This window comes from Simplicispira sp. GW247-4R2A (genome assembly GCF_059424465.1).
In genome coordinates, this window is sequence record NZ_JBWKZM010000023.1 from 46,024 (window position 1) to 67,349 (window position 21,326).

The following is a 21,326-nucleotide window of genomic DNA, read 5'->3' on the forward strand; positions in this document are numbered from 1 at the left end:
ACCATGAACATCCGCCCCATCACCGCACACGAGGCCATGTTGATGGCCCGTGAGCACCTGGCTGCCACCGGCTGGGTGGCACCAAAGAACGAATCCTTCCGCCACCTGCCGCCGCCACCGGCTGCACTCTGGCTGGAGCAGGGTGAAGCAGCCCCCTCAGGGAACAGCAGTGGCTGGACCCTCACCACGCTTGCCGGCGGCACACCCACCGGCACCACGGCACGCACGCTGGCCGCCACCGACACCGCGCAGCGCGCCGATCTGTTTGCGGGCCTGGATTTGCCGGGCGACGATGATGCCGCGCCGTTTGCATGGGCGCACCGCGCCCTGTGCACTGCGGGCCTGCGCCTGCGGGTAGAGGCGGGCACAGTGCAGCAACCCACGCAGCTTGAACTGCGCCACCAGCCCACGGGCCAGGTGGAGGCGCCCTTGTTGGTGCTCGACATTGCCGAAGGGGCGCACTGTGTCCTGCGCGAGCTCCACCTCGCGGGCGACACGGCAGCCTCTGGCGGGAAGGTACAAAACCTGCAACTACATGTGCGCCTCGCCCGGGGTGCCAGCCTGCAGCACCTGCGCGTCGTCGCACCGCATGCGGACGACCGCTGCGCGCACATCGTTCACGCCCAGATCGGCGAGGACGCCCGCTACGTCCAGGCTTTTGTCGCCGGCGGCAGCCGCTACCACCTGCAGCGCAGCCAGGTGCTGCTCGGCGGCGCGGGCTCGTCGGCCCATATTGCAGGCCTGACCTGCGCGGCCGGCACGCAGTTTGAGCAGCAGGTCTTCATGCGCCATGCCGCAGCGCGGACCACCAGCCACAGCGAGGCCCTGGTGCTGGCAAGCGGCAAGGCGCACACGGTGGCCAACGCCAACACGCACATTGCGCCCGGCTCGGACGAAGCCGACGTGCACCAGCGCCTGGCAGGCATTCCGCTGGGAGGCCAGCCCCGTCTGGTGCTGCGCCCACACCTGGAGATTTACCACGACAACGTGCAGGCGGCCCATGGCGCCACTTGGGGCGCCTTGCCCGAAGATGCGTTGTTCTACGCGCGCCAGCGCGGGTTGGACGCGAGCGCCGCACGCTCGCTCATCATCGAGGGCATGGCCAACGCCTTGCTGTCGCGCTGCTTCACCGACACCACCACGTTCGATATCCTGACGCAAGGTGATGCCCTTCAAGGCGTGCTGCGCCAAGTGCTGGAGACAAGCCATGGGTGACATGCTCCCCGCTCGCTGGCTCAGCACATCCGGCGCGGCGCCCACCAGTCCGTCCGGCGTTACCGGGCTGCGCGCCCTGTTTCCGGTGCTCTCCCAGCATATTCAGGGCCACCCGCTCGCTTATCTGGACAACGCGGCCACCACGCAAATGCCCCAGCCGGTGCTCGACGCGCTCCAGCATTTCGAGCGCCACGACCGCGCCAATATCCACCGCGGCGTGCACGCGCTCAGCCAGCGCGCCACCGACGCCTACGACGCCGCGCGCGCCGAACTCAAGCGCTTTGTCGGTGCGGGGGCTGAGCACGAACTGGTGTTCACCTCGGGCACGACCGAATCGCTCAACCTTGTGGCGCATGGGCTGTCTGCACATGCTGGTGGAGGCAAGCCTCTGCAGCAGGGTGATGAAATCATCGTGAGCGGCCTGGAGCACCACGCCAACCTGCTGCCCTGGCAGCGCACGGCGCGCGAGAGTGGCGCGGTGCTGCGCATCCTGCTGCCCGACGCCGAAGGCCATTTGCACGCAGAAGATCTGGCACGCCTGCTGAGCCCGCGCACACGCGTGTTTGCCGTCACCGCCTGCGCCAACGCCACTGGCGAGCGCCCGCCCGTGGCCGAGCTGCTGGCATTGGCACGCCAAGCCGGCGCATTGACGGTGCTGGACGCTGCGCAAGTGGCCGCCCATGCCGTGCCCGATATCTCCGCCCTGCCCTGCGATTTCCTCGTTTTCTCGGGGCACAAGATGTACGGCCCCATGGGCACCGGCGCCCTCGTGGGTACGCGCAACGCGCTTGAACAGCTCGCCCCGCTGCGGTTGGGTGGCGACATGGTGGAGTGGGTGAGCTTCACCGACGCCAGCTTTGCCGCGCTACCCGCCCGGCTGGAGGCTGGCACGCCCAATGTGGGCGGCGCCATTGGCATGGCGGCAGCGGCCAAATTCATAGACGCCGTAGGCCGCAGCGCCATCGACCAGCATTTGCATGCGCTTCGCCACCAAGCGGTACAAGGCCTCGCCGCCCTGCCCGGCCTGCGTGTGCTGTCACCCGATACCCAGGACACCGCTATCGTCTCCTTCGTGACCGAAGGCGTTCACCCGCACGACATCGGCACGCTGCTTGACGGCCAGGGCGTCGCCGTGCGCACCGGCCACCACTGTGCCCAGCCATTGCTGGAGCATCTGGGCTGTGGGCCGACGACGCGCGCGTCGTTTGCCCTCTACAACACACCAGAAGAAGTCGAGCGCCTGGTCGCCGGCGTGGCCAAAGCGCTGGAGCTGTTGCGATGAGCAGTGCCGAAACCGACCTCTACCAGGAACTGGTGCTGGAGCACAAACGTGCGCCGCGCAACTTCGGCCATTTGCCCGCGCCCACGCACCAGGCACGTGGCACCAACCCGTCTTGTGGCGACGACCTTTCCGTAGAACTGAATATTGCGGATGGGCGCCTCGCAGACATCCGCTTTCACGGCCAGGGTTGCGCCATCTGCATGGCCTCCGCCTCGATGATGAGCGAGGCCGTGAAGGGCCAGGAGATTGCCACCGCGCAGGCGCTGCAACAGCACTTTCGCGCCGTACTGACCGGGGAGGAAAGTGCCGACGTCGCCCCGCTCGGCAAGCTTGTGAGCCTGGCCGGCGTCAGCCGCTACCCCAGCCGCATCAAATGCGCGCTACTAGGCTGGCATGCGCTGATGCATGCCATTGCCAGCAACCCGGCCGCGCCTGCAGCCCCGGTATCCACGGAAGGAGAAACACCATGATGAAACGCATGCGCGAAGACGTGCTGATTAATCGGCCTGTGACGGTCGAACGCATCCCTGATGGCACGCCCATGGATTTGCCCAGCGGGCTCTGGGCCCAGGTGACCCAGGCGCTGGGCTCCAACTTCACCCTGGTCGTCGAGGGCCAGTTGGTGCGCCTCAAGGGGAGTGATGCCGACGCCATTGGCAAGGAGCCGCCCGCCGAAGTCGAACACCCCGAGAACGTTGAAATTGACGATGTCAGCGGCCTGATCTGGAACACCCTCAAGACCTGCTACGACCCGGAGATTCCGGTCAACATCGTGGACTTGGGCCTCGTCTACCGCTGTGACCTGGAGCCCATGGAAGGCGGCGATGTGCGCGCGCTCATCGACATGACGCTCACCGCGCCCGGCTGCGGCATGGGCGAGGCGATTGCCGATGAGGTGTGCGACAAGGTGCTGGCGATCCCGCGCGTCGGCGAGATCACCGTCAACATGGTGTTCGACCCGCCCTGGGACCGCTCGCGCATGTCGGAAGCAGCCATGTTGTCCATGGGCATGTAAACACAGACAGTCCCCAATAAAAAAGGCGCCTCAGGGGCGCCTTTTTTATTCCTGAAACGCTTCTCAGCCGCCACAAGCGCCGCCCGAGCAGCAGGAGTGCTCTTCCGCATCTTCCGGCATCTCCAGCTTGCTGATCAGCACGCGCCACTGGTCGGGTCCAGATTGAAGGTAGGCCCACTGAAACTGGCCTGGCGTGCGCGAATCGAACTGGTGGCGCAGCGGGCGCGGGTCGTGGTCGCTGATGATTTGTACGGCTTCGCCAGGCAGCAACTCGTCAAAACGGCCAAAAATGGTCGAGTGGCGCTGCGGCGGGGGAATTTCACGAACATCAATCACGGGCGATTGGGTAGGAAGCATGGGAGCCTTTCTTCAGGGTTTCAACAAGAGAATAAGGAACAGGATTTACGCAAAATCGCCCCAGCAGCGTTGCTCTTCCTTGCCGTGCGCTTGCACTGTCTGCGTCAGAGCGCCTTGCTGGAACAATTTTGCGCAAGTCCTAAGGAAAAGAAAAACAAGCCGATCAGCCGTCCTTGCCATCGAGCCGGGTACTCGTCAGCCAGGGAACGTACATCACGAGGTAAATCACAAATGCGGTCGTCCAGGCCGTGGCCGCACACACCAGCGCATGCGTGTACCACTGCGGTGCCACCAGCGGCACCAGGACGCGCAGCACGGCAGCCGCCATGACCAGCACATAGGCCAGCACCTCGGCGCGCGATGCCTGCAATGGCCGGCCCGTGTGCCCACGCGCAGTGCGCGTCACCATGCCAATGATGAGACCACCCGTGGCGCCCACCGCCAGCGCATGCACCCCAAGCGACACCAATACCCAGCCTGGCTGGGCCAGCGCCAGCAAGGCCAGGCCCACCGGAATCCATGCGTATGCGGCATGCAGAATCCAGAGAATCGGCCGTGTGCGCGTCGCCAGTGTCTGCCAGTGGAGCATGCGCGCCAACTGCAAGGCAGCGGCGGCGGCCAGCACGGCAAAGGTGAGCCAGCCTGCCGGCGCAAACACCCACAGCGCCAGCCCCACGGCCGTGAAGGCCAATGCGCTGCGTTCCAGCCATTTCGGCACGGTGATTTTCAACCCTGGGTTCACGCTCATCGTGAATGCCGGAATCACCCGGCCCGCCATCACGCATTCGACCATCACGATCAGCCCAAGCGCCGCATACAGCGCGCTGGAGGGCTGAAACGGCACCAGGCCCATGACCGAAAGGTGAAACGCCAGATTCGCCAGGGACAACAGAATCAAAATACCCGCCAATGGCAGGTTGCGCTTGTTGCCAGCGCGCAGCAACACCCGCACCATGATGATGGCCACAATCGGCAGCAGCACCACATCAAGCGCGGCATACACCGGGTACGGAGCCACCCAGGCGGCGACCCGCGCTGCCAGCCAGAGCAGCACCAGGGCGCCCAGTGGCGCACCACGAGGCGTTTGCAGCCCGGTCCAGGCTTTCACCGCCGTCAGCAGGAAGCCCATGATGACGCCGGTCGCAAAACCCAGCAGCATTTCATGCGCATGCCACAGCATCGGCGGCACCGCGAGGTGCAGTGTGACGGCACCCAACATGGCCGCCACCCACAGCGGTACTGCGATGCAAGCCAGGGCTGCCGCAACGATATAAAAAGGGCGAAAACCCAGGCGCAGCACCGGCCAGCCGTACAAGGCTTTTTTGGCAGGCGCCTTGGCACCAGCGCCGACCAAGGGAGGAAGGGTAGTTTTCATGGGTTCAGTATTGACTAGATGCTCTTGCGTTGCAGCGGTCTCGGTTATAAGATGCATTTTATATGTATCTTACGGTGCATGGCGATTTTTATCAACTGCCTGTGCCTTTCAGCCCACCATGCGTCTTGCCAGCTATACCGATTACACCTTGCGCGTACTGATGTACTGCGCACAGCACCGAGAAAGACGCGTGACCATCGCCGAGCTGGCGAAAAGCCATACGCTGTCGAAAAACCATCTGATGAAGATCGTCAACGACTTGGCGCGCCATGGCCTGCTTGAAACCACCCGCGGCCGCGGCGGTGGTGTACGCCTGCTGCTCGAACCCTCTGCGATCGGCATAGGCGCAGTCGTGCGCTGGTGCGAAAGTGACTTTCGCATGGTCGAATGCTTCGACGAAAACTCCAACACCTGCCGCCTGAGCCCCGCCTGTCGTTTGAAAAAACTCTTTCAGCGCGCGCTGGCCTCGTACCTGCGCGAACTCGATGGCGCCACGCTCGCCGACCTGGTCTCAGAAGACGCTGCGCAGCCCATAGGCGCACCCACCATCATCAGCCTGTCGCGGCGTACGCCTGCAGCAGCCGTTCCGGCACGCGGTTAACGGCGCAGAGGATACCCTTTCTTGCTATTTATTCAATAGCTGCAAGCGTTTACCTGAAAAGCGCCAGAAGCACTTTTCAGGTAAATAAACCGCTTAGAACGACTCCCATTCATCGTCCGCCTCCGCTGCCCCTTTGATGGGCTTTGCAGGTTTGGGCGCTGGCGCGGCAACAGAGGTCCGTGCCACCGGTTTGGCAGGAATGCGTGTCTGAGCTTTGGGCTGGGGCGCTGTGACGGCCGGTGTGGCCTTGCGCACTGGCGGGGCCATCGGCGCACGGGCAACGGTGCTACCGGCCGCAAGCCGAAACACCGCCACGGACTGCACCAAGTCGTCCGCCTGCCCCTTGAGGCTGCTGGCCGCAGCAGCCATCTGTTCGACCAGCGCGGCATTCTGCTGGGTGGCCTGGTCCATTTGCGTGACCGCCTCGCCGACTTGCGAGACACCGGAGCTCTGCTCGCTGCTGGCAGCGCTGATCTCCCCGACGATATCGGTCACGCGGCGGATCGCGGCCACGACCTCGTTCATCGTGGCACCGGCCTTGCCGACCTGTTCGTTACCTTGCTCGACACGCTCGACGCTGGCGGAAATCAGCGCCTTGATTTCCTTGGCCGCGTCCGCGCTGCGGCCTGCCAGGCTGCGCACTTCGCTGGCCACCACGGCAAAGCCGCGGCCTTGCTCGCCGGCCCGGGCGGCCTCGACCGCCGCGTTCAGCGCCAAGATGTTGGTCTGGAAGGCAATGCCATCAATGACACCAATGATGTCGGCAATCTTGCGGCTGCTGTCGTTGATGCCCTTCATGGTTTCAACCACCTGAGCGACCGTCTCACCGCCCTGCTGCGCGACGCCGGATGCGCTCACGGCCAGTTGGTTGGCCTGGCGGGCGTTGTCGGCATTCTGGCGCACGGTGCTTCCGAGTTCTTCCATGGAAGCCGCCGTTTCTTCGAGTGCGCTGGCCTGCTGCTCCGTCCGCGCTGACAAATCGTGGTTGCCCTGGGCGATTTCAGCGCTTGCGATTGCCACGCTCTCCGAGCCCTCGCGCACGCGTGTCACGATGCGCACCACGCTGTCGCGCATGGCTGCAATGCCATGCAGGACGCTGCGCTCATCGGCAGGGGGAATCTCGACAGCCAGGTCGCCCTCGGAGATCCGGTTGGTAATGGCGTTCAGCAGCGCAGGCTCACCCCCCAATTGCGTCAGGATGCTACGCGTGGCCCACCAACCGATCAGCCCCAGAACCAAGGCCAGGGCCAAGGCAATCGCCGCGGCCTCGCGCACACGGCCCATGAACGTCACCTGCACCGTGTCCACATAGACCCCGGAGCCCACAATCCAGCCCCAAGGTGCAAAACCTTTCACAAAAGAAACCTTTGCCACTGGGTCAGTGCTCCCCGGCTTAGGCCACATATAGTTGACAAAGCCGGAGCCGTTTTGCTTCACCGTATTGACAAATTCCACAAAAAGAAACTTGCCCGTGGGATCCTTGTTGCCACTGAGATCTTGCCCCTCCAACTTGGTGCTGATCGGGTGCATCAGCATGGTTGGATGCATGTCGTTGATCCAAAAATATTCGGTGCCGCTGTAGCGCAGCGCGCGCACCGCGTCCTTGGCACGCTGTTTGGCCTCATCTTCCGTCATGGCTCCCTTGCTCGCCTGCTCCTGAAAGTGGGCAATCACGCCATAGGCGGTTTCCACCGCCTGGCGCACGCTGTTCTCACGCTCGTGCATGATCAGGCTGCGCTCGGACACCATGAGGACCCCAGCGAGCACCAGCATGGCCAGCAAGGCAAATACCACGAGTCCTGTGAGGCGCCGTGAAATACTGAGCTGTTTGAATACGGTCATGGTGAGCCCCTTGTAGTTCGGCTTGAATAGACGCTGTGATCCTACCTCTTGGCGGCAACGCTTGCTGGCTTTAGAACGTGTTCACGTGTCAAGCTGACGACCCTGTCGCGGCACTTTCTTTGTAGAACACAGCGAGTGCCGGCCGGGAGCGCCATACCCGGCAAGCCCGTGAAAGCGGAGAACTGAAAGCGGACTTCGAATCGGGTGCCTGGAGAACAGACGCCTGCACTTCGGGGGCCCAAGTCCGTGGCTTGCGCCGCAACCGCCGCAACCGTGTACAGCACCGATCCACCGAATAGCGCTATAACAAGTATAGCTATAAATCTAATACAGAAAAGCGCAATCGAAGAATTTCAACAAAAATTCCAGCGTGTCAGAAAGATTCCCACTCGCCGCTCGATGCTCCCGCGATGCGCGCGGCGGGCCCCGCAGTCGGGATCGGCGCAAGCACAGCCTTGGCCTTTTGAGAAGGCGGCGACGGCAGTTCTTCGGTACGCCCTGGCCCCTTGGGCCGAGCTGCCTGGAGAAACGGCGTGGCTACGGGTGCTTTGCCGCCTTGTCCCCCGGGCGCGAGTTGAAACACCGCCACGGCCTGTACCAGCTCGCCGGCCTGTGCTTTGAGGCTGCTGGCGGCGGCGGCCATCTGCTCGACCAAAGCAGCGTTTTGCTGCGTCGCCTGGTCCATTTGCGTGACGGCCTCACCGACCTGCGAGACACCCTCGCTTTGTTCGCTGCTGGCGGCAGTGATCTCGCCGACGATATCGCTCACGCGCCGGATGGCGTCCACCACGCCCGTCATGGCGGTGCCGGCCTTGTCGGCCCATTGCCTGCCTTGCTCCACTTGTTCGCTGCTGGCGCCGATCAAGGCCTTGATCTCCTTGGCAGCATCGGCGCTGCGGCCCGCCAGGCTGCGCACCTCGCTCGCCACCACGGCAAACCCTCGGCCTTGCTCGCCCGCACGGGCGGCTTCCACGGCGGCATTGAGTGCCAGGATATTGGTCTGAAACGCAATACCGTCAATGACGCCGATGATGTCGCCAATCTTGGCGCTGCTGCTGTTGATGCCTTGCATGGCTTGCACCACCTGGGCGACCACTTCACCGCCCTGCACAGCCGTCTGCGATGCGCTCTGCGCCAGCTGGTTGGCCTGCCGCGCGCTGTCGGCGTTCTGCCGCACGGTCGAGCCAAGCTCTTCCATGGAAGCCGAGGTTTCTTCCAGGGCGCTGGCCTGCTGCTCCGTTCTGGCGGACAGATCGTGGTTGCCCGAGGCGATCTGAGAGCTTGCCGCAGCCACTCCCTCCGACCCGCTGCGCACACTGGCCACGACACGCGCGAGATTGGCGCGCATTTCTGTCAGCGCAGCGAGCAGCTGACCCATTTCGTCTTTGCCTCCTGCCGGGATCGCTTCCGCCAGATTCCCCGCTGCCATGGCGCGCGCCGCCGCCACCGCCTGCGCTGCGGGGCGCGAGACACTGCGAGCGATGAGCACGGCGAACGCCACAGCCAGCACGACGCAAAGACCCAGGGCCACGGCAACCGCCACCCGTGCATTCACGAACACCAATCCGGCGCGCAACTGCGCTGCATCCGCCGATGCGGCGGCGACATTCGACAGTCGGCCAAGCGCTTCATCTGCAGCCGCAAAGCTCTTGGCCGATTCGCCCGCGTACTTGTCTTCCAGCGCACGCGACGTCATCTCGACCATCTCGGCCGTAGTGAAATCGATGCCCTTGGCAATATCGAGCAGATCGGCTTGCACTTTCAGGTAGGCTGCCATTTGCTCGGCGTATTGGCCAAAGGCAGTGACTTCCTGGGGGCTCGACATCAGCACCTGGAGCCGCTTGTCGAGCTTGCCCATGTCACTGGCTCGCGCACCAATCTGCTGCACCAGGGCCGTCACCTCGTCGGTATTGCGCGCTGTGATCAAGCCAGCTTCCGCACGCCGCATACGGTTGATAAGCACGCGCAATTGGCCTGCCTGGTCTACGCTGGGCATCAGGCGATTGGCAAGCTCCTGTGTCTGAGCCTGCATGCGCGCGAGCTGCACCAGTGACACCGCGCCAAGTGCCAATGTCAGCAATACGACCACGAAAAAGCCCGCGGCAAGCTTGGTTCCGATGCGCAGGTTGGAAAAGCGAAGGAAGGTCATGGAAGCAAAGCCCTGTCCGCTTGCATGCGCTGGTCTCGCAAGTTCGCCGGGCCCGAAGTGGTAACAATTTGTCCAGTCTAGCCCCGCCCTACCCGAAGCTGCATCGGGTAATCCATCAAAAAAGCACGCGCACCATGCGGTGGGCGTGCTTTTGCAGGCGTGCCGTCAGGCGCCTGTCAAGAATCGGGCGATCTCAGCCGTGGGCCTTGGCATAGTTGGCCAGGCCTTCGATGATTTCCTTGTGTGCCGATTCAATGCCTTCCCAGCCCAGCACCTTGACCCATTTGCCTTCTTCCAGATCTTTGTAGTGCTCAAAGAAGTGGCTCAGGGCCTTGAGGCGCGCGGGGTTCACATCCTCGATATTTTTCCAGGCCGAATACATCGCCAGTACCTTGTTGGTGGGCACGGCCAGCACCTTGCCGTCGATGCCGGCTTCGTCTTCCATCTTCAAGATGCCCAACGCACGGCAGGGCACGACAACGCCGGGGTGCAGCGGGTACGGCGTGATGACCAGCACGTCTACCGGATCGCCGTCGCCGCTGAGGGTCTGGGGCACATAGCCGTAGTTCGATGGGTAGTACATGGCCGTCGTCATGAAACGGTCAACAAAGATCGCTCCCGATGCCTTGTCCACTTCGTACTTGATGGGGTCGGAATCCATGGGAATCTCGATGACCACGTTGAAGGATTCAGGAACATTCTTGCCGGGTGTGACGCTATTGAGGGACATGGTTGTTTTTCAGTTGGAAGACTAGTGATTAACCCTGATTTTACCAACCGACCCCTTGCACCCGGCTTTCACGCCGTGTTTTGGGAGTAAATTGTCGAAGTTGGCCAATCGTCTCCAGGAGAGGAGCACGAGGAAGCAACGCAGCGGAGACCCTCCCCATGCGTTGAGTCTCCTTCCGTGCGAAACAACACCCTGGAGCAATAAGAATGGCTGGAACCACAGCGTCGAATTTCCCCCTCATCCTTGCCCTCATCTGTGGCCTGATTGCCGTAGCCTACGGCTTCTGGGCCCGCAGCTGGATTCTGGGCAAAGACCCCGGCAACCCCCGTATGCAGGAGATTGCCGCCGCCATTCAGGCCGGCGCCGCCGCCTACCTGGCACGTCAGTACAAGACCATTGCCATCGTCGGCGTGGTACTCGCCATTCTCATTGGCGTTTTCCTTGACGGCAAAACGGCCGTTGGCTTTGTCATTGGCGCCGTGCTCTCGGGCGCCTGCGGCTTCATTGGCATGAACGTGTCGGTGCGCGCCAACGTGCGCACGGCGCAGGCTGCCACGCAGGGCATTGGCCCGGCACTTGATGTCGCTTTCCGCGGCGGCGCCATCACCGGCATGCTGGTGGTGGGCCTGGGGCTGCTGGGCGTCACCGGCTTTTACTGGTTCCTGGTGGGCAGCAACCCAGTGGCCGACAAGTCGCTCGCTGGCCTGCTCAACCCGCTGATCGGTTTTGCCTTCGGCTCATCGCTGATCTCCATCTTCGCCCGACTGGGCGGCGGCATCTTCACGAAGGGTGCTGACGTCGGCGCCGACCTAGTGGGCAAGGTCGAGGCGGGCATCCCCGAGGACGACCCGCGCAACCCGGCCGTGATTGCCGACAACGTGGGCGACAACGTGGGCGACTGCGCCGGCATGGCCGCCGACCTGTTTGAAACCTACGCCGTGACCTTGATTGCCACCATGGTGCTGGGCGCGCTGATGCTGACGGCCGCTCCGGTCAACGCCGTGATGTACCCGCTGGCGCTGGGCGCCGTGTCCATCGTGGCTTCCATCATCGGCTGTTTCTTCGTCAAGGCCTCGCCTGGCATGAAGAACGTGATGCCGGCGCTGTACAAGGGCCTGGCGATTGCCGGCGTGCTCTCGCTCATCGCCTTCTACTTCGTCACCACTTGGATCATCCCGGACAACGCCCTGGGCGGCACGGGTGCGCAGATGAAGCTCTTTGGCGCCTGCGCCACCGGCCTGGTGCTGACCGCGGCCCTGGTCTGGATCACCGAGTACTACACCGGCACGCAGTACAAGCCGGTGCAGCACATCGCGCAGGCATCCACCACCGGCCACGGCACCAACATCATTGCCGGCTTGGGCGTGTCGATGCGTTCCACCGCCTGGCCGGTGATCTTTGTCTGCGCCGCCATCCTGGTGTCGTACTCGCTCGCCGGGCTGTTCGGCATTGCCGTGGCGGCCACGTCGATGCTCAGCATGGCCGGCATCGTGGTGGCGCTCGACGCCTACGGGCCGATTACCGACAACGCCGGCGGCATTGCCGAAATGGCCGAGATGCCCAGCAGCGTGCGCGACATTACCGACCCGCTGGACGCCGTGGGCAACACCACCAAGGCCGTGACCAAGGGCTACGCCATCGGTTCGGCTGGCCTTGCCGCGCTGGTGCTGTTTGCCGACTACACCCACAAGCTTGCAAGCTACGGGCAGACGATCGACTTCAACCTGAGCGATCCGATGGTCATCATCGGCCTGTTCATCGGCGGCCTGATTCCCTACCTGTTCGGTGCCATGGCGATGGAAGCGGTGGGCCGCGCCGCCGGCGCCGTGGTGGTGGAAGTGCGCCGCCAGTTCCGCGACATCAAGGGCATCATGGAAGGCACGGCCAAGCCCGAGTACGGCAAGGCCGTCGACATGCTCACGACAGCCGCCATCAAGGAAATGGTCGTCCCCAGCCTGCTGCCGGTGGTGGTGCCGATTCTGGTCGGCCTGCTGCTCGGCCCGAAGGCGCTGGGTGGCTTGCTGATGGGCACGATCGTGACCGGCCTGTTCGTCGCCATTTCCATGTGCACCGGGGGCGGTGCCTGGGACAATGCCAAGAAGTACATTGAAGACGGCCACCACGGCGGCAAGGGCTCTGAGGCGCACAAGGCCGCTGTGACCGGCGACACTGTGGGCGACCCCTACAAAGACACCGCTGGTCCGGCCGTGAACCCGCTGATCAAGATCATCAACATCGTGGCGCTGCTCATCGTGCCGCTGGTGGTGAAGTTCCACGCAGGTTGAAGCACACAGGCTGCCCGGCCGCTAAAACCGGTTTTTGACACAAAGGGGCTTCGGCCCCTTTTTCGATGCGCCGGGCGAGCAAGATTGAAGAAAGATACCCCCATGAAACGCGCCTCACCTCCCGCCGGCCCCGATGTCGAGGTCTACACCGTACTGGTGCGCACCGCGCTGGCGCAGTCCGGGCATCTGCTGGAGCGCGCCATCGAATCCACCCGCAGGGCCTTGCAAGCGCGCGAAGACCAGGCGCGCACTCCCGGCGAGAGCCACAGCGCGATGCACGCGCGGCAACACTTGGCGCGCGTCAGCTTTGTCATGTGCGAGCGGTTCCCCAACGCCCTGGAGCAGGCGATTGCCAAAGGCGCCGACCGGCAGCAAGCGGCGACACGCTCGCTTTTCTCGGTGCAGTTTGACGAACTGGAGCTGATGGACGAATCGCAACTGAGCGAGAGCGTGGAACGCGCGCGGGCAAGGCAACTGCTCACCGAAGCCGTGGCCACGCCGTTGACCGAGCTCAATGCGCTCATGAGTGCGGCGCAAGGGCAATCGAGCGTGGACCCTGGGCACAATCCCCTGCAACCCGAGCTTTTTTTGCAGGCCTTGCAAACCATCGTCGGGCAGATGCAGCCGTCCGACACAGTGCGGCGGGACTGGATGACCCACCTGGCCGAGGCCATGGGCGCCGAGCTTCGGGCCCTGTACCTCCAACTGATCGCGCAGATGCAGGAAAGCGGCATCAAGCCTGCCGGGTATGCGGTGCGCCAGCAAGGCGGCAACTACGTTTACATCAAGCCCATAGGCGAAGAAGGCCACGCACCTGGGTTTGGTCCCGAAACCGCGCCATGGCGCATGGGCAGTGCACAGCCCACGGCAGAGGCTGCCCCCACGGCCGGCCCTGACTCCACCCGGCTCACACTGCACCAATTGCGCCGTTTGCTGACGGGTGAGCTGGCCGATGGTCCAGCGCCTGAAATGCCATTTTCTGAACGGTTCTCGCGCGAGTTCGAGAGCCCACCGTCCAACATGGCTGCGCCCCCGCCAGACTTCGACATCACGGTGCCCGCCGCCTTTGAGGCGCTCCAGGAGATGCAGCAGGTGGACCACATGATGAAACGCCTGGGCAGTCGGGGCCCGCTGAGCACCCCGGCCGCGACGGCCATCGCACCGCGCAGCGCCAAAACGGCGCTCGGCCAAGCCTTGAGCATGGAAGTGGTGGCCCTCATGCTCGACAACATCGCGCGCGATGGCCGCCTGCTCTGGCCGGTCCAGCAACTCGTGAAACAACTGGAGCCTGCCCTACTGAAACTGGCGGTAGCCGACCCACGATTTTTCAGTGACAAAGACCACCCCGCTCGCCGCCTGCTGCAGGAAATGACGGACCGCAGCCTGGCCTTTGACAGCCTCGAAGCCCAAGGTTTCGAGAGCTTCATGCAGCCGCTGATCGACGTGGTAGGCCCATTGACCCACTCGCCCATTGAAGACCAGGAGCCTTTTGCGCACGCCCTGGGGCAATTGCTGGACGCCTGGGCCACGCGCGAGAAAAAGCGCGAAAACGAACGGCTGCGCGCCATCGAGGCCCTGCGCCACGCCGAGCAGCGCAACCTGCTGGCCGCCAGGATGTCGCAGGAGATGCGGTTACTGCCCCAAATCGATGCGATCCCGGCCGAGATTGCGCGTTTCCTCCTGGGCCCCTGGACCCAGGTGATGGCCCAGGCGCGGCTGAGCGACCAGAGTGGCAGCAACGACCCGGGGCGCTACCGCGAAGCGGTCGATGCGCTGCTCTGGAGTGCGCAACCCAAGCTCACCCGCATCAACGTGGGCCGCCTCGGCCGCCTTGTGCCCAAGCTGCTGTCCAGACTGCATGCCGGCCTTGCCGCCATCGACTATCCAGCCGCCGAGACCCATAAGTTCTTCGAGTTGCTGATGCAGTTGCACCAGCAGGCTTTTGTGCCCGGCCGCACGGAAGAAGCTGCGTCCAACGCGCCCACGCCCCCCAAGCGCAGCAATGCCTCCACCTTGGAAACAGACGAACCCTGGATTGCGCCATCCGAAGCTGCCGAATCCGGTTTCATGGGCGAGCCCTTGGGCCACCAGCCCACAAGCCCTGAAGACGATGAAGCCCGCCGTCCATCCACACCTTCGGCGCCCACGCTGGCGATGGACGTTGGAACCTGGGTCACCCTGCTGGTGAATGACAAATGGGAGCGCACACAGCTGTCGTGGATTGGATCGCACGGCAACCTGTTCCTGTTCACCAACGCCTATGGCCACACCCAATCGATGACCCGGCGGTTGCTCGACAAGCTGATCGCCCGAGGCACTCTGCGGGTCATTTCCGGGCAGACCGTGGTGGCTGGTGCACTCGACGCCGTGGCGCAAACCGCCCTGCGCAACAGCCTGGAGACAGGCGACGGAATCTAAGAACGTTCACGATCTAAAACTCCGATGAAATCGCCGCCCGCAGCAAAGCGCTGGCCGGTGCCACCAGCGTATGCAACTCATGAACGCGCCCCTGCTCGATGGCCTGCAGCACCAGTTCATGGATGCCGCCCACCACCGCCAGCGCCATGGTGGGCTGCAATGGCGATTTGCGCAGGCGGGCGCCGGGGCGTTGGTTCACCACTTCGAGCATCAAGGCCGCCAGTTGCTGGTGCACCCGGCTGCGCACCGCCAGGCCACTGGCACCCAGGCCCAGGATGTCGATGAACAAAGTGCGCAGCAGCACCGGGTTGCGGGCGAGGGCGGCCAGGTACGCCGCCATGGCCTGCTCCACCTGCGACTGCCAGTTGCTACTGGGGTTGATGGCAGCGCGCAGTGCAGCGATCGCCTCGTCGGTGGCGGCCACGTACAAAGCCATCAGGCACTCGGCCTTGTCGCCGAAATGTTCGTAGAAGGTGCGGCGCGAGACGCCGGCCTGGCGCACGATGTCGGCAATGGTCGTTTCTGCATAGCCTTTTTCGGCGACGCTGCGCGCCATGCCATCGAGCAGGCGGGCGCGGTGCGTATTGGCATCGTTGCCGTGTTCGTTCATCTTTTTCCTCGTACGAGACGATTGGTACTTGACAGTACCACATATTTCCCAGATCATTCGCGCCTGCTTGGTACGATGAAGTACCAATTCTTGCCACTACACCGTACGCCCACATGAAACCGCAATTGGCGCCCACCGCGCGCTTCATCACCAGCCTTGCCACGCTGTGTCTGCTGGCCGGACCGGCCTTTGCACAGCCCATGGACTTTTCCACCGCCTTGCAGCACATGGTGGATGCCTCCGACCGGCTGGCCGCCTCGCACCTGGCGGTGGACAGTGCCGCGCAGCAGCGCCGCGCGATCGAGCGCCTGGGCGGCCCCAGCGTGAGCCTGACCGGCGCCACCTACGCCTACAACGCCAACCTGAACCTGGATCTGAACCCGCTGGGCCAGGCGCTGCCAGGCATCCTCGCGCAACTGCCGCCGCAACTGGGCGGCATGGTGGCGCAGCTGCCCCACCTGCCGGCCAGCTACACGCTCAACCGCCACCAAACGGACACCACGGCCTCGGTCAACGCCGTCTGGCCGATCTACCTCGGCGGCGCAACGCAGGCCGCACGCGGCGTGGCCGACGCCCGTACCCGAGAAGCGCAAGCCGACAGCACGCGCGTGAGCGACGAACTGGCCTCGCTGCTGGTACAGCGCTACTTTGGTGCGCAGCTGGCCAACCGCGCGGCTGCGCTGCGCGAAGCGGCCCTCCACAGCATCGAGCAGCACGACGCCGCTGCGCAAAAGATGCTGGACGCCGGCGTGATCGCCAAAGTCGAGCGCCTGCAAGCCCGCTCAGCCCTGGAAGACGCCCGCAAGAACGCGCAAAAAGCCCGCGACGACGCCGACTTGGCCGCCACCGCGCTCACCCGAACAGCCCGTGCCGATGAGCGCCTGGAGCCCACCAGCCCGCTGTTTGTCATCAGCCAGCCGGTCGAGCCGCTGCCCTACTTCATAGACGCCGCTCTTGCGCACCACCCAGGCCTGGCCAAAGTCGCCGCCAAGAAGGCGCAGGCCAGTGAACTGCACAAGGCCGAAGAAGCGCTGCGCCGCCCGCAGGTGTTTGCCTTTGGCCAGCGCGAAATCAAAAGCGGCAACGCTGACTGGGTGGCCGGCATTGCCGTGCGCTGGACGCTGTGGGATTCCATCGACCGCAATGCCCTGGAGGCCTCCTCCCAGGCGCAGATCGACCAGGCCGAGCGCACCGGCGCACAGGCCCGCAGCGACATTGCCCTGCTGGTCGAAAAGAACTGGCTGGCGCTGGAGCAAGCCCGGCGCCAGTATTTCGCCCAGCAGGCCGGTGTAGACCTGGCCGCCGAAGTCCTGCGCCTGCGCGAGGCCGGCCTGCGCGAGGGCACCAGCACCACGCTGGACCTGATCGACGCCCAATTGAACAACGCCAAGGTGCAAACCGAACGCGCCCAGGCCGCGCACGACTATGTACTGGCGCTGGCAGCGCTGCTCGAGAGCAGCGGCCTGTCCGATGAATTTGCAAACTACATGGCGCGAGCCGACGTCAAGGTGAACTAAAAAATGAACGCAAAAACAAAAACCGCTGCCGCAGTCACCCTCGGCCTGGCCGTGGCCGCCTTCACCGGCTATGGCTTGTGGCGTGCGTCGCAGCCCGCGCCCGAAGTGTTCCAGGGCCAGATGGAAGCACGCGAAGCCGATATCGCCCCCAAGCTCAGCGCCCGCATTGCACAGGTGCTGGTGAAAGAAGGCGACCAGATCACCGTCGGCACGCCGTTGGTGCGGCTCGACAGCCCCGAAGTCGCCGCCAAGATGGCCCAGGCCACGGCCGCCCAGGCGGCGGCGCAGGCCGTGGCCAGCAAGGCCGAACACGGTGCACGCCCGCAAGAGATCGAAATGGCGCGCCTGACCTGGCAGCGCGCCCAAACCGCCGCCGACCTGGCCGACAGCTCGTTTCGCCGCGTCGAAGGCCTGGCCCGCGAAGGCCTGATCGCCACGCAGAAGCGCGACGAGGCCGACGCCAACCGCAAGGCCAGCCGCGACCAGGCGCTCGCCGCCAAGGCGCAGTACGACATGGCGCGCGCTGGCGCCCGCCCCGAAGACCAGGCCGCCGCCGCCGCACAGGCCCGCCAGGTGGCGGGCGTGGTGGCCGAGGTGCAGGCCGCGCAGGCCGAGACCGAACTCAAGAGCCCCGTGGCGGGCGAAGTGGCCAAGGTGCTGGCGCACGTGGGCGAGCTCTCGCCCCAGGGCGTGGCCGTGGTGTCGGTGGTCGATCTGTCGGACCAGTGGGTGGTGCTCAACGTGCGCGAAGACCGGCTCAAGCGCTTTGCCGTGGGCAGCGAGTTCGACGCCACCCTGCCCGCCCTGGGGTCGCAGACCGTGCGCTTCAAGGTCTATGCCAACAGCGTGTTGCCAGACTTCGCCACCTGGCGCGCCACGCGTGCCGGCCAGGGCTTTGACGTGCGCACCTTCGAAGTCCGCGCCCGCCCCCTCGCCGCCGTGCCGGGCGCCCGCCCCGGCATGAGCGTGCTGGTGAAAAATACCTAATAAATAGGCATCTAGCGCAATACCTATATGCGCTGCCAGCTATGAATTCAATAGTACACAGTGCCCGGCGCGAAGCCCAGCGTCTGGCGCGCAGCCCCTGGGATCTGGCCATGATCACCTGGGTGCCGCTGCTGGCCGTGGCGCTGATGTGGTGGATCTTTTCTGCCGGCGTGCCGCACGGCCTGCCCATCGGCGTGCAGGACGAAGACCATTCCGCCTTCTCGCGCCAGCTCACGCGCATGCTGGACGCCACGCCCGGCCTGCACGTGGCGCGCCCCGTGAACGGCAGCCTGGAGGCGCAGGCGGCCCTGCGCAGCATGGACATTGACGCCGTGGTGGTGGTGCCGCGCGGCTTCTCACGCGACATCAAGCAAGGCCGCGTCGGCACTGTCACGCTGCTGCACAACGCGCAACTGGGCACGCATTCGGGCCTGATCCAGCGCGATGTGCGCATGGCCGTGGGCACGCTCTCGGCCGGCGTGGAACTCGCAGCGCGCGCCAAGCGGGGCGAATCGGCCCTGGCTGCGCGGGTCAGCATGGAGCCCATCCACACGCAGCTCGTCGGCCTGTTCAACGTGGCCGGCAACTACGAGCTGTTTCTGGCATCGGCCCTGATTCCCGCCTTGCTGCACATCCTGGCCATGACGGCCGGCGCCTGGACGGTAGGCCGTGAACTGCGCGAGTGCAGCCTGGGCGACTGGCTCGGGCACAGCACCTGCGCCGCCCGCACCGCCGGCGCGCTGCTGGGCAAGCTGCTCTGGCCCTGGATCAGCCTGACGCTGGTTGGCCTGCTCTCGCTGGTGTGGCTGACCTGGGGCCGGGGCTGGCACGCGGCTGGCAGCCTCCCCTGGGTTGCCGCCGGCATGGCACTGCTGGTGGGGCTGTCCATCGCGCTGGGTGCGCTGCTGGCCGCGGCCACGCGCTCGCTGCGCATGGCGCTGTCGGGCACGGGCTTTTTCTCGGCACCGGCCTTTGCCTTCAGCGGCGTGGCCTACCCGCTGCTGGCCATGTCGCCCAGCGCCCGCGCCTGGGCGCTGGCCATGCCCTTCACCCACTACATCGCCCTGCAAACCGGGCAATTGCAAATGGGCGCGCCGATTGCCTCCAGCGCCGCCACCATGGCCGGCCTGCTGGTGGCCACCGTGGTCGCGTTCTCGCTGTGCATACCGCTGTTGCTGCGCACGCTGGGCCAGCCGCGCAGCTGGGGGAAACTTTGATGAGATCCTGGTTCAAACGCGCCCTGTGCGCCTGGTACGACGCTCTGCGGGGGGTCGTGCGCGACCAGGGCGTGGTCCTGCTGCTGGTCGCCGCACCTGTGTTGTACGGCTTTTTCTACCCCTGGTTCTACGCCACCGAGGTGGCCACGCAGATGCCAGTGGCGGTGGTGGACCTCGATCACTCCAGCCTCTCGCGCCAGATCACACGGCTGGCGCAGGCCGACCCCAACATCGCCGTCACGCTCGTCACCGGCGACGAGCACGAAGCGCGCGAGGCGCTGTGGAGCGGCGCCATTGGCGGCTACGCCGTGCTCCCCGCCGACCTGCAGCGCAAGGTGCTGCGCAACGAGGCGGCCGTGGTCAACGTCGAAGCCAATGGCGCCTATGCCCTCATCAACAAAGCGGTGCAGCGTGGCTTTGCCGAAGCCGTCGGCACCGCCTCGGCAGCCGTCGAAATCCGCATGCTGGAGGCGCACGGCCAAAGCGCGCTGCAGGCGCGCGCCAGCCGCAGCCCGGTGCAACTGCAGACGGTGGCCCTGTTCAACCCCACCGAGGGCTATGGCAGCTACGTGGTGCCCGCCGTGGCGCTGCTGATCCTGCAGCAGACCCTGCTGATGGGCGCGGCCATGCTGGCCGGCACCTGGGTCGAGCACGGCGAGCACCGCGCACCACGCAGTGTCTGGGTGGCGCGCCTGCTGGCGCTGTGCACACTGGGGCTGATGAGCGGGCTGCTTTATTTCGGCTGGATCTTCACCTGGCAGGACTACCCGCGCGGCGGCAACCCCTGGGGCGCGCTGGTGCTGCTGCTGTGCTACGTGCCCACCAACGCGGCGCTGGGCATGCTGCTGGGCCTGTGTTTTGGCAACCGCGAACGCGCGCTGCAGGTGCTGCTGTTCACCACGCTGCCCATGGTCTTTCTGGCGGGTTTCTCCTGGCCGGTGGAGGCGCTTCCCCTGCCCCTGCAATGGCTGCGCTGGCTGATTCCCAGTACCGCAGGCGTGCAGGCATCGCTGCGCTTGAACCAACTGGGCGCGCCACTCGCCGACGTCATGCCCTACCTGGGCACCTTACTGGCCCTGTTCTGTGCCTGCCTGACCGGGCTGTGGTGGAAGACGCGGGCGGCACCACGGCTCTTGGGCGCTGCCGCACAGACCGCTGCCGCTACCCCGGCCAGTCCAGCCCAGGGCTGAGCCAGCCGCCCTGGCGGCCGATGAGTTCGGCAGTCGCCAGATCCGCCGCATCGTGCGCATGCCTCGGCGCTGCCGCAGGCGCACGCCACCAGGGCGTGAGCCACTGCCAGGCACGCAGTCGCACGGCCCCTCTCGGGCCCGGCTCTTGCCGCTTGCCGGCAGGAACCGCCATCGCCGCCCCCTGCTCACGCGCCAGCGCCAGTGCGGTGTCGCGCACCACCACTGCCGCACGCAGGCGCATCACTTCGGACTCCAGCCGGGCAATGTCAGCCCGCTGCTGGGCCATCACGCGGCTGCAACGCTCCTGCGCGGCGCCATAGGCGCGGCAGAGCGCGACATGCTCCTGAGGGGCGGTCGCTATGGTCGAAATGATGGGAATGGTGCGCATGGTGCAAACCCCTCGAAGTGGAAAGGCAATAATCAATTCTAAATGCGAATCATTATTGTTTAAAAATACCCGGCGGATTCAAAACTGAAGCGCAACACCTGCCAACCTCTAAGGTCAGCAGATGCACTCCTCTCCTTCGCACTACCAG

18 protein-coding genes are annotated in these 21,326 nt (G+C 64.9%); 11 read left to right on the forward strand and 7 right to left on the reverse strand.

Going from position 1 to position 21,326, the window contains the following annotated elements:
- Positions 1 to 3 precede the first annotated feature (3 nt).
- From AC07ZH_RS15190 to sufT, 4 genes are read left to right on the forward strand one after another with little or no spacing between them, the layout of a single operon-like run.
- Positions 4 to 1,215, forward strand: coding sequence for a SufD family Fe-S cluster assembly protein (locus AC07ZH_RS15190; RefSeq protein ID WP_495200446.1), 1,212 nt, complete (start codon positions 4 to 6; stop codon positions 1,213 to 1,215).
- 1 nt (position 1,216) lies between these two features.
- On the forward strand, positions 1,217 to 2,497 hold the full coding sequence (locus AC07ZH_RS15195) for an aminotransferase class V-fold PLP-dependent enzyme (RefSeq protein WP_495200462.1): 1,281 nt from the start codon (positions 1,217 to 1,219) through the stop codon (positions 2,495 to 2,497).
- Positions 2,494 to 2,967: a Fe-S cluster assembly sulfur transfer protein SufU gene (gene sufU, locus AC07ZH_RS15200; RefSeq protein ID WP_119107514.1), complete on the forward strand. Its 474-nt coding sequence runs from the start codon at positions 2,494 to 2,496 to the stop codon at positions 2,965 to 2,967. Before AC07ZH_RS15195 ends, sufU begins: the two co-directional genes overlap by 4 nt.
- Complete coding sequence (gene sufT / locus AC07ZH_RS15205; RefSeq protein WP_119107513.1) at positions 2,967 to 3,512, forward strand: putative Fe-S cluster assembly protein SufT; 546 nt, start codon at positions 2,967 to 2,969, stop codon at positions 3,510 to 3,512. Before sufU ends, sufT begins: the two co-directional genes overlap by 1 nt.
- A gap of 63 nt (positions 3,513 to 3,575) precedes the next feature.
- Here the strand turns inward: sufT and AC07ZH_RS15210 are convergent, their stop codons facing one another.
- Both AC07ZH_RS15210 and AC07ZH_RS15215 read right to left on the reverse strand, forming a co-directional pair.
- Positions 3,576 to 3,869, reverse strand: coding sequence for a DUF2249 domain-containing protein (locus AC07ZH_RS15210; RefSeq protein ID WP_119107512.1), 294 nt, complete (start codon positions 3,867 to 3,869; stop codon positions 3,576 to 3,578).
- Positions 3,870 to 4,032: 163 nt separating this feature from the next.
- The gene (locus AC07ZH_RS15215) at positions 4,033 to 5,244 is read right to left on the reverse strand and encodes an NnrS family protein (RefSeq protein ID WP_495200447.1); all 1,212 of its coding nucleotides are present in this window, start codon (positions 5,242 to 5,244) and stop codon (positions 4,033 to 4,035) included.
- 118 nt (positions 5,245 to 5,362) lie between these two features.
- Between AC07ZH_RS15215 and AC07ZH_RS15220 the strand changes: the two genes are divergently transcribed.
- Complete coding sequence (locus tag AC07ZH_RS15220) at positions 5,363 to 5,845, forward strand: RrF2 family transcriptional regulator (RefSeq protein ID WP_495200448.1); 483 nt, start codon at positions 5,363 to 5,365, stop codon at positions 5,843 to 5,845.
- Between the two features lie 93 nt (positions 5,846 to 5,938).
- On the opposite strand, the gene AC07ZH_RS15225 is transcribed toward AC07ZH_RS15220, so the two are convergent.
- The 3 genes from AC07ZH_RS15225 to ppa all read right to left on the reverse strand — a co-directional run bounded on the left by AC07ZH_RS15225 (position 5,939) and on the right by ppa (position 10,566).
- Positions 5,939 to 7,687 (reverse strand): methyl-accepting chemotaxis protein, encoded by a 1,749-nt coding sequence (locus tag AC07ZH_RS15225; RefSeq protein ID WP_495200449.1) that lies wholly within the window; start codon positions 7,685 to 7,687, stop codon positions 5,939 to 5,941.
- 373 nt (positions 7,688 to 8,060) lie between these two features.
- Positions 8,061 to 9,836, reverse strand: coding sequence for a methyl-accepting chemotaxis protein (locus AC07ZH_RS15230; protein ID WP_495200450.1), 1,776 nt, complete (start codon positions 9,834 to 9,836; stop codon positions 8,061 to 8,063).
- A gap of 193 nt (positions 9,837 to 10,029) precedes the next feature.
- The gene (gene ppa, locus AC07ZH_RS15235) at positions 10,030 to 10,566 is read right to left on the reverse strand and encodes an inorganic diphosphatase (RefSeq protein WP_495200451.1); all 537 of its coding nucleotides are present in this window, start codon (positions 10,564 to 10,566) and stop codon (positions 10,030 to 10,032) included.
- 206 nt (positions 10,567 to 10,772) lie between these two features.
- On the opposite strand from ppa, the gene AC07ZH_RS15240 reads away from it, so the two are divergent.
- Positions 10,773 to 12,851 (forward strand): sodium-translocating pyrophosphatase, encoded by a 2,079-nt coding sequence (locus AC07ZH_RS15240; RefSeq protein WP_495200452.1) that lies wholly within the window; start codon positions 10,773 to 10,775, stop codon positions 12,849 to 12,851.
- Between the two features lie 102 nt (positions 12,852 to 12,953).
- Complete coding sequence (locus AC07ZH_RS15245; protein WP_495200453.1) at positions 12,954 to 15,269, forward strand: DUF1631 family protein; 2,316 nt, start codon at positions 12,954 to 12,956, stop codon at positions 15,267 to 15,269.
- A 13-nt stretch (positions 15,270 to 15,282) separates the two neighbouring features.
- Here AC07ZH_RS15245 and AC07ZH_RS15250 read toward each other — a convergent pair whose 3' ends face one another.
- A complete protein-coding gene (locus AC07ZH_RS15250) occupies positions 15,283 to 15,879 on the reverse strand; it encodes a TetR/AcrR family transcriptional regulator (RefSeq protein ID WP_495200454.1) in 597 nt (198 codons plus the stop codon).
- Between the two features lie 113 nt (positions 15,880 to 15,992).
- Between AC07ZH_RS15250 and AC07ZH_RS15255 the strand changes: the two genes are divergently transcribed.
- From AC07ZH_RS15255 to AC07ZH_RS15270, 4 genes are read left to right on the forward strand one after another with little or no spacing between them, the layout of a single operon-like run.
- Complete coding sequence (locus AC07ZH_RS15255) at positions 15,993 to 17,396, forward strand: TolC family protein (RefSeq protein WP_495200455.1); 1,404 nt, start codon at positions 15,993 to 15,995, stop codon at positions 17,394 to 17,396.
- A 3-nt stretch (positions 17,397 to 17,399) separates the two neighbouring features.
- Entirely contained in the window at positions 17,400 to 18,383 is a 984-nt protein-coding gene (locus AC07ZH_RS15260) for an HlyD family secretion protein (protein ID WP_495200456.1), read from the forward strand.
- Between the two features lie 41 nt (positions 18,384 to 18,424).
- A complete protein-coding gene (locus AC07ZH_RS15265) occupies positions 18,425 to 19,600 on the forward strand; it encodes an ABC transporter permease (RefSeq protein WP_495200457.1) in 1,176 nt (391 codons plus the stop codon).
- On the forward strand, positions 19,600 to 20,790 hold the full coding sequence (locus AC07ZH_RS15270; protein WP_495200458.1) for an ABC transporter permease: 1,191 nt from the start codon (positions 19,600 to 19,602) through the stop codon (positions 20,788 to 20,790). The genes AC07ZH_RS15265 and AC07ZH_RS15270 overlap by 1 nt, the downstream gene beginning before the upstream one ends.
- Here the strand turns inward: AC07ZH_RS15270 and AC07ZH_RS15275 are convergent.
- Complete coding sequence (locus AC07ZH_RS15275; RefSeq protein ID WP_495200459.1) at positions 20,762 to 21,178, reverse strand: hypothetical protein; 417 nt, start codon at positions 21,176 to 21,178, stop codon at positions 20,762 to 20,764. The two genes, AC07ZH_RS15270 and AC07ZH_RS15275, sit on opposite strands and share 29 nt — an antisense overlap.
- Positions 21,179 to 21,326 lie beyond the last annotated feature (148 nt).